Raw genomic sequence first — 8,319 nt, 5'->3', positions numbered from 1 at the left:
CGGGGGCGTCCTCCTCGGCCGTGCACCCGTGTTCAACGACCAACCGCCACCCGCCATTCCGCCCCGGGACCCCCGACCACACCCGACAAACCGGATACTCACCCCACACCACCACAGCCGGCCCAGGCGCGCCGGCAAGATCCGGACAACTTCCCCGAAAGTGGCCCCTCACGATGCCGGGAGGCAGCACCTTCGGGGAAACTGCGCGGATCTTGAGCGGCGGCGCGGGGCGGCGCGGGGCGGGAGGCGCGGGGTGGGGGCGTGAGCTGGCGCACATACGATACGGACCGGTTCCGTATCGTATCTCTCTCGCCTAGGCTCAGCCCGTTACGAGTCTGCCCCGTATCGTATTTCGACGCGGGTGAACCGGGGGGAGAACCGGACGTGGAACCGCACCAGAACACCGGACATCCGAGGAGGTGGGCGATCCTCGGGGTGTTGGTGATCAGCCTCCTCGTGGTCGTCCTTGACAACACCATTCTCAACGTCGCCCTGCGTACCCTTGCCGACCCGGTGCACGGCCTCGGCGCCACCCAGGGCCAGCTGGAATGGGCGATCAACTCCTACACGCTGGTCTTCGCCGGTCTGCTCTTCACCTTCGGCGTCCTCGGCGACCGCCTCGGGCGGCGGCGCTTCCTGCTGATCGGCCTGGCCCTGTTCGGCCTGGCGTCGCTGCTGTCGGCGTACGCGCAGGACCCGGCGCAGCTGATCGCCACCCGCGCGCTGATGGGCGTCGGCGGCGCGGCCATCATGCCGGTGACCCTCTCGATCATCTCCAATGTCTTCGACCCCCGGGAGCGAGGGAAGGCGATCGGCATCTGGGCCGGGGCGGTCGGCCTCGCCGTGGCGATCGGTCCGGTCCTCGGCGGTGCCCTGTTGGAGCACTACTGGTGGGGCTCCGTCTTCCTGATCAACGTGCCCGTGGTGGCGCTCGGCGTGGTCCTGGTCGCCGCACTGGTGCCGGAGTCCCGCGACCCGAGCCCCGGCCGGGTGGACCTGCCCGGTGTGCTGCTGTCCGTGGTCGGCCTGGTCGCCCTCACCTACGGCATCATCGACGGCGGCGAGCACGGCTTCGACCGACTGCGGGTCTGGGCCGCCATCGTCGGCGGGCTCGCGGTGCTGACCTGGTTCGTCGTCCACGAACTGCGCAGCGACCACCCGTCGCTGGATGTCCGGCTGTTCCGGGTGCCCCGGTTCGCCGCCCCGGTGGCGATGGTCGGACTGGTCTTCTTCGCCGCGATGGGCGTGATGTTCTTCGGCGCGTTCTACCTCCAGCTGGTACGCGGCTACAGCCCGCTGCAGAGCGGCCTGCTCTTCCTGCCGTTCGCGGTCGCTCAGCTGATCTTCGCGCCGCGCAGCGCCGCCATGGTCCGCCGGTACGGCGGCCGGGCCGTGTCCACCGTCGGGCTGCTGCTCACCGCCGCCGCGCTCGGCGCGTACGCCCTCATCGACGCGGAGACGCCGATCTGGATCTTCTCGGCGTTGGGCTTCGTCCAGGGCGCCGGGATGGCCAACATCATGCCGCCGGCCACCGAGTCGATCATGTCGGCGCTGCCCCGGGAGAAGGCCGGTGTCGGTTCGGCGGTGAGCAACACGGTCCGCCAGGTCGCCGGCGCGCTCGGCGTGGCGATACTCGGTTCGGTGCTCTCCGCGGTCTACCGGGACGAGGTCGCCTCGGCGCTCGCCGGCCTGCCCGACCCGGTCCGGGCGGCGGCCGGGGAGTCCATCTCCGGCGCGTACGCGGCGGCCGCCCAGCTCGGCCCGGCGGCGCCGAGGCTGATCGCGGCGGCCAACGACTCGTTCGTTTCGGCGATGCACTGGGCTGCGGGGGTCTCCGCGCTGGTGGCCGCGCTCGGTATCGGCATCGTGCTCCGCTGGATGCCGGGCCGCCCGGTGCCCACCGAGGTCGACACCCGGCCGGGCGCGAAGCCGGAGTTGGCCGGGACTCCGTAGGTTCGGCGACAATGTCTGACATGAGTTCCACCGCCGATGCTCCGCGGTCGCCCGGGCGACCGCGGAGCATCCGCGCGGACGAAGCGATCGTCCAGGCGATCCTGGACCTGCTCGCCGAGGGCACCACGATCGAGGCGCTCACCATCGAGGCGATCGCCGCCCGCGCCGGGGTGGGCAAGGCCACCATCTACCGCCGCTGGCCGGGCAAGGACGCCCTGCTGCTCGACGCGCTGCGCACCCTCAAGGGCACTCCGCCCGAGCCGGCCGGCCACTCCGTCCGCGACGACCTGGTGCTGCTGGTCGGCGCGGTCGGGCACAACATCGACCCGCGGGCCGCCAAGATCATGCCGTGTCTGGTGCCCGAGGTGAACCGCAGCCCGGACCACTTCCAGCTCTACCAGAACATCATCGAGCCCCGCCGGAAGCTGATGCGAGAGGTGCTGCGGCGCGGCGTCGCCAGCGGGGAGCTGCGGGCAGACCTCGACATCGAGCTGGCCATGGCGCTGCTCACCGGACCGATGCTCATCCAACGGATGCTGCGCTGGCATCCCGAGCTGGACGAGAAGATCCTCCCCGAGCAGATCGTCGACGCCGCCCTTGACGGCATCCGCGCCCGCTGACCGGCGTCTCGCCAGCCGTTCCGCCGGGGGCGGTCGGGGGTCAGGCCGGCGTGGGTGGGGTGCGTAGGCGGTGCAGCCGCAGCGCGAGCTGCACCTCCAACGCCCGTTCCGGCTTCTGCCAGTCGGTGCCGAGCAGCTGCCCGACCCGCTCCAGCCGCTGGGTCACCGTGTTGACGTGCACGTGCAGCAGCTCCGCCGCCCGGGCCAGGCTGCCGCCCATCCCGAAGTACGCCTCCAACGTCTTCACCAGCGCGGTGCCGCGCCGGGCGTCGTAGTCCACCACCGGCCCGACCGTCGCGGCGAGGAACCGGGCCACGTCCCGGTCGCCCGAGTCGCCGACCGTACCCAGCAGCAGCCCCACGAAGCCCAGCTCGGCGGTGCTCGCGCCCTGCCCGGAACGGCCCAGCGCGCCCAGCGCGGTCAGGCAGCGGGCCGCCTCGGCGAAGACGGCGGCCAGCGACGCGGGCCCGGTGGACGGCCCGCTCGCCCCGGCGGTCACCGGCCGGTCGGTGACCCGGGACAGGTCGCGGGCCACCGCGCGCGCCGCGCCGCCGGCGTCCGTGCCGGGCAGCATCAGCACCACCCGGCCGTCCCGCGCCGCCGCCAGCCCGCCCCGGGTCGAGGCGTACGTGATGGCCCAGGAGAGCACCCGCTGCCGCGCCGAGCCGGTCGCGGCGAACGCGTCGTCGCCGACCGCGACCAGCACGTGCGGGGCGTCCAGGTCCACCCCGAGCCGGCGGGCCCGGCCGCGCAGCGCGTCGGTGTCCCGCGACGGCCGGGCGATCAGGTCGTCGAGCAGCTCGCCCCGGACCCGCCCCTCCGCCTCCGCCACGGTCCGGCGGAACAGCAGCAGCAACGCGGTCACCAGCGCGGCCCGCTCCAGGATCCGCTGGTCGGCGTCGACCAGCTCGCCGTCCGGGCGCAGCACCAGCGCGCCCAGGTTCTCCGCGCCGGCCACCACCGCGGCGTACCAGAGCGGACCCCGGCGGACGCTGCGCCCCTCGGTCCGGGAGGCGGCCACCGCCTCCACCAGGTCCGCCCGGTCCGGCTCCTCGATCTCGCCCACCCGGGCCAGCTGCCGTCCCTCGGCGTCCAGCGCCAGCAGCGCCCCGCCGAGCACGTCGGTGACCGCCGCCGCCAGGTCCTCCATCCCGCCACCGCGCACCACCAGAGCGGTCATCCGGTCGTGGGCGGCGGCGGCCCGCTCCACCGAGCTGCTGTGCGCCCGGATCGTGCTGTTCGCCGCCGAGAGCTCCGCCAGCGCCGAGCGGGTCTCCGCCAGCAGTCGGGCGGTGTCGATCGCCACCGCCGCGTGCGCCGCGAGGGAGACCAGCAGCGACACCTCCTCCCGGGCGAACGGCCGGGCCGACCGGTTGGCCGCGTACAGCACGCCGATCACGCTCGACCCGAGCCGCAGCGGCACGCCGAGGATGGCCACCAGCCCTTCCTCACCGACCCCGGTGTCGATCTCTCCGGTGTGCCGGAAGCGGATGTCCTCCTGATAGTTCGAGGTGACGTACGGGGTGCCGGTCTGGGCCACCAGGCCGCCGAGGCCGTCACCCATCTCCAGGCGCAGCCCCTGGAACCGGGCCGAGATCGAACCGTCGGTGACCCGCATGTAGGTGTCGCCGCGCTCGTCGTCGTTGAGCGTCATGTACGCCACGTCGGTGCCGAGCAGGATCCGGGCCCGGTGCACGATCGCCCGCAGCACGTCGTCCAGGTCGCGCAGCCCGGCCAGGTCGCTGGCCGTGTCGTACAGGCCGGAGAGCTCGATCTCCCGGCGGCGCCGGCGCTCCAGCAGCGCGCGGACCCGCAGCGCCACCACCTTCGCCTGCTCCAGCTCGGCGAGCCGCTCGGCCGGCAGGCCGGCGGCGCGGGCCGCGACCAGCGGCCCCTCGAACTCGATCGCGGCGGCCTCCCGGGCCAGCAGCTCGAGGAACTCGACCGGCGACGACATGCCCGACATTGTGCGCACGGCCACTAGTTGGCCGTCCAGCCCCCGTCGAGGGCGATCGAGGCACCGGTGATGAACGCGGCCGGCGGCGAGCAGAGGTACGCGACCAGCTCCGCCACCTCCTCGGGCTCGATGAGTCGCTTGATCGCCGCCCGGGCCAGCATGATCTTCTCGACCACCTCGTCCTCGCCGATGCCGTGGCTGGCCGCCTGGTCGGCGATCTGGCCCTCCACGAGCGCGGTCCGCACGTACGCCGGGTTGATGCAGTTGGCGGTCACCCCGTGGGCGGCGCCCTCCAGCGCCACCACCTTCGACAGCCCCTCCAGGGCGTGTTTGGCCGACACGTAGGCCGCCTTGTACGGCGAGGCGCGCAGCCCGTGCACCGAGGAGATGTTGACGATCCGGCCCCAGCCCTGCGCGTACATGTGCGGCAGGGCGCGACGGATCAGCAGGAACGGCGCCTCCACCATCACCCGGTGCAGGTACTCGAAGCGCTCCGTGGAGAACTCCTGCACCGGCGCGACGTGCTGCAGCCCGGCGTTGTTCACCACGATGTCCACGCCCCCGTCGAGCCGGTCCACCGCCGCCGGGTCGGCCAGGTCGACGCCTTCGGCCCGACCGCCCGCCTCGGCGGCCACCGCCTCGGCCGCCGCCACGTTGCGGTCGACCACCAGCACCGCCGCGCCGGCCGCCGCCAGCCGCAGGGCGCAGGCCCGTCCGATGCCACTGCCACCACCGCTCACCAGGGCGCTACGACCGGAGAGGTCGACGTGTACGACGTGGGGGACCGCCACGGGTTCTGCCGTCATGGCGCAAGAAGTTACGAGCTGTGTGGCCGGCGGCACATGGGGCGGTGACACATACTCGGCGGCTGTTCTGTGTGGGCTCCGCGCGGATCGCTCCGCCCCGAACGGGCCGCGGCGTGTCCCGCCCGGCGGGTGCCGGAGCGGATCGGTAGGGTGTCGAACACACGTTCTGCTTGATGCTCGGGGAGGAGGCGGCGTGCGGGTGCTCGGCGTCGACCCGGGGCTGACCCGGTGCGGGGTCGGCGTGGTCGAGGGCGTGCCGGGGCGGCCCTGCACCCTGGTCGCCTACTACGTCATCCACACCGATCCCGACGACGAGCTGCCGCTGCGCCTGCTGCACCTGGACCGCTCGCTCACCGAGCTGGTCGCCGAGCACCGGCCCGACGCGGTGGCGGTGGAGCGGGTGTTCAGCCAGCACAACGTCCGCACGGTGATGGGCACCGCCCAGGCCAGCGGGATCGCCGTGCTCGCCGGAGCGCGGGCCGGGCTGCCGGTGCAGACGTACACCCCGAGCGAGGTCAAGGCGGCGGTGACCGGGTCCGGCCAGGCCGACAAGGCGCAGATGACCATGATGGTCACCCGGCTGCTGCGGCTGCCCGAGCCGCCCCGGCCCGCCGACGCCGCCGACGCCCTGGCCCTGGCCATCTGCCACGTCTGGCGCGGCGGCACCCGGTCGAAGCTGGCCGCCGCGGCCGAGCGGGCCCGACGAGAAGGAGCACGATGATCGCCAGCGTGCGCGGCACGGTGACCGCGACCGGTCCGGACCACGCGGTGGTGGAGGTGGGCGGCATCGGCCTGGCGGTGCAGTGCGCCCCCGGCACCCTCGCCGAGCTGCGGGTCGGCCAGCCGGCCCGGCTCGCCACCAGCCTGGTCGTCCGGGAGGACTCGCTCACCCTCTACGGCTTCGCCGACGACGACGCCAAGCAGCTGTTCGAGCTGCTCCAGACCGCCAGCGGGGTGGGCCCCCGGCTGGCCCAGGCGGTGCTCGCCGTGCACACCCCGGACGCGGTGCGCAAGGCCATCGCCAACGCCGACACCGCCGCGTTGACCCGGGTGCCCGGCATCGGAAAGAAGGGCGCGGAACGGCTCGTCCTCGAGCTGCGCGACCGGATCGGCCCGGTGCCGGTCGGGCCGGACGGCGCCGCCGGGGTCACCGCGGGCGCCTGGCCCGAGCAGGTGCGCCAGGCCCTGGTCGGGCTCGGCTGGACGGCCGCCCAGGCCGAGCAGGCCGTCGCCGCGGTCGCCGAGACCGTCGACGGGGCGACTCCGCCGGTGCCGGTCCTGCTCAAGCAGGCCATCCGCCTCCTGGGCCGCGCCCGATGACCAACGAGAACCTGGTCTCGGCGTACGTCAGCGACGCGGAACGGGACGCGGAGGTCAGCGTCCGGCCGAAGCGCCTCGCCGACTTCATCGCCCAGGATCGCGTACGGGACCAGCTCGACCTGCTGCTCCAGGGGGCGATGCGGCGCGGCTCGCCGCCCGATCACATTCTTCTCTCCGGGCCGCCGGGCTTGGGCAAGACCAGCCTGGCCAACATCGTGGCGGCCGAGCTGGGCTCGGGGATCCGGGTGACCAGCGGTCCGGCGATTGAGCGGTCCGGCGACCTGGCCGCCATCCTGACCAGCCTCGCCGAGGGCGACGTCCTGTTCATCGACGAGATCCATCGGATTGCCCGGCCGGCCGAGGAGCTGCTCTACAGCGCGATGGAGGACTTCCGGGTCGACGTGGTGGTCGGCAAGGGCCCGGGGGCCACCGCCATCCCGCTCGACGTCGAGCCGTTCACGCTGGTCGGCGCGACGACCCGCTCGGGCCTGCTCACCGGGCCGATGCGGGACCGGTTCGGCTTCGTCGCCCACCTCGACTTCTACAGCCCGGCCGAGCTGGAGGCGCTGCTGCGCCGGTCGGCCCGGATCCTCGGTGTGCCGATCACCGACGAGGCCGCGGCCGAGGTCGCCGGCCGGTCGCGGGGCACCCCGCGGATCGCCAACCGGCTGCTGCGCCGGGTCCGGGACTTCGCCGAGGTCCGGGCCGACGGGGTGGTCACCCTGGAGGCCGCCCGGGCCGCCCTCACCGTGTACGACGTCGACGCGCTCGGGCTGGACCGGCTGGACCGGGCGGTGGTCACCGCGCTGGTCGACTCGTTCCGGGGCGGCCCGGTCGGCCTCTCCACCCTGGCGGTGGCGGTGGGGGAGCAGCCGGACACGGTCGAGGAGGTCTGCGAGCCGTTCCTGGTGCGGGCCGGGCTGCTGGCCCGTACGCCCCGGGGGCGGGTGGCCACCGAGGCTGCCTGGCACCACCTGGGGCGAACGCCGCCAAATGGTACATTTGGCATGGATACTTCCGCCGTGCCCGATCTCTTCTCCGCCCAGGCCGACCAGCCGTGATCCGAACGTGATCTGCACCGCATTCGGTCTTCTCAGGCACAGGGATTAGACTTCGCCGCGGTTTGTACAGGACGTAAGAATCCGCCTCCGCTCCGGCGCCCTCGGCGCGGCGCGGAGAACCAATGGAAGGTTGTAAACCGTGCTTTACGCAGCAGCGAGTGGTGGGGGAGCCGGCGGTCTGACGCCGATCCTGATGATCGCTCTGCTCTTCGGCGTCATGTACTTCATGATGATCCGGCCCCAGCAGAAGCGGCGCCGGGAGGCCGAGCAGATGCAGTCCGCGCTCGCCCCGGGCGACGAGATCGTCACCATCGGCGGGCTCCACGGCACGGTCACTGGCGTGGACGACGAGACCGTTCTGCTGGAGATCGCGCCGGGCGTGCAGACCAAGTACGCGCGTCCGGCCATCGCCCGAGTGGTCAAGCAGGTCGAGCGCCCCGAGGCGATCGACTCGGCCGTCGAGGAAGTGGAGTCGGTCAAGGAGTGACCGTCGCCCCCGAAACGGGGCAGCGGAATCATCGCCACAAGTAAATAGTTGGGTCGGCGCCCGACGCCGGCACGCGGAGATCTCGTTCGGCGGCGCCGCCGCGTCGTCACCCTTC

General features: G+C 73.3%; 8 protein-coding genes. 6 read left to right on the top strand and 2 right to left on the bottom strand.

All coding sequences use genetic code 11. The features are described 5' to 3' along the window. The first annotated feature begins 384 nt into the window (after nt 1-384). A complete protein-coding gene (locus AB0C02_RS19500) occupies nt 385-1,953 on the top strand; it encodes an MFS transporter (RefSeq protein ID WP_357549752.1) in 1,569 nt (522 codons plus the stop codon). A gap of 11 nt (nt 1,954-1,964) precedes the next feature. Then, the gene (locus AB0C02_RS19495; protein ID WP_357549751.1) at nt 1,965-2,573 is read left to right on the top strand and encodes a TetR/AcrR family transcriptional regulator; all 609 of its coding nucleotides are present in this window, start codon (nt 1,965-1,967) and stop codon (nt 2,571-2,573) included. A 40-nt stretch (nt 2,574-2,613) separates the two neighbouring features. Here the strand turns inward: AB0C02_RS19495 and AB0C02_RS19490 are convergent, their stop codons facing one another. Beyond that, the gene (locus AB0C02_RS19490; RefSeq protein WP_357549764.1) at nt 2,614-4,539 is read right to left on the bottom strand and encodes a helix-turn-helix domain-containing protein; all 1,926 of its coding nucleotides are present in this window, start codon (nt 4,537-4,539) and stop codon (nt 2,614-2,616) included. 14 nt (nt 4,540-4,553) lie between these two features. Continuing rightward, nucleotides 4,554-5,336 carry a 3-hydroxybutyrate dehydrogenase gene (locus tag AB0C02_RS19485; protein WP_357549750.1) on the bottom strand — a complete coding sequence of 261 codons (783 nt, stop codon included), beginning with the start codon at nt 5,334-5,336 and terminating at the stop codon, nt 4,554-4,556. Between the two features lie 193 nt (nt 5,337-5,529). On the opposite strand from AB0C02_RS19485, the gene ruvC reads away from it, so the two are divergent. The 4 genes from ruvC (at nt 5,530) to yajC (ending at nt 8,204) form a co-directional block, all read left to right on the top strand. After that, nucleotides 5,530-6,057, top strand: a complete 528-nt coding sequence (gene ruvC / locus AB0C02_RS19480) for a crossover junction endodeoxyribonuclease RuvC (RefSeq protein ID WP_357549749.1) — start codon at nt 5,530-5,532, stop codon at nt 6,055-6,057. Next, nucleotides 6,054-6,656 (top strand): Holliday junction branch migration protein RuvA, encoded by a 603-nt coding sequence (gene ruvA / locus AB0C02_RS19475; protein ID WP_357549748.1) that lies wholly within the window; start codon nt 6,054-6,056, stop codon nt 6,654-6,656. The genes ruvC and ruvA overlap by 4 nt, the downstream gene beginning before the upstream one ends. After that, on the top strand, nt 6,653-7,717 hold the full coding sequence (ruvB, locus tag AB0C02_RS19470; protein WP_357549747.1) for a Holliday junction branch migration DNA helicase RuvB: 1,065 nt from the start codon (nt 6,653-6,655) through the stop codon (nt 7,715-7,717). Before ruvA ends, ruvB begins: the two co-directional genes overlap by 4 nt. A gap of 139 nt (nt 7,718-7,856) precedes the next feature. Continuing rightward, nucleotides 7,857-8,204, top strand: coding sequence for a preprotein translocase subunit YajC (gene yajC / locus AB0C02_RS19465; RefSeq protein WP_357549746.1), 348 nt, complete (start codon nt 7,857-7,859; stop codon nt 8,202-8,204). The last annotated feature ends 115 nt before the right edge of the window (nt 8,205-8,319 follow it).

This window comes from Micromonospora sp. NPDC048999 (assembly GCF_040649295.1).
Lineage (GTDB): Bacteria > Actinomycetota > Actinomycetes > Mycobacteriales > Micromonosporaceae > Micromonospora.
The sequence above is the reverse complement of the archived record's forward strand: the minus strand, read 5'-3'. Positions and strand labels throughout refer to the sequence as shown.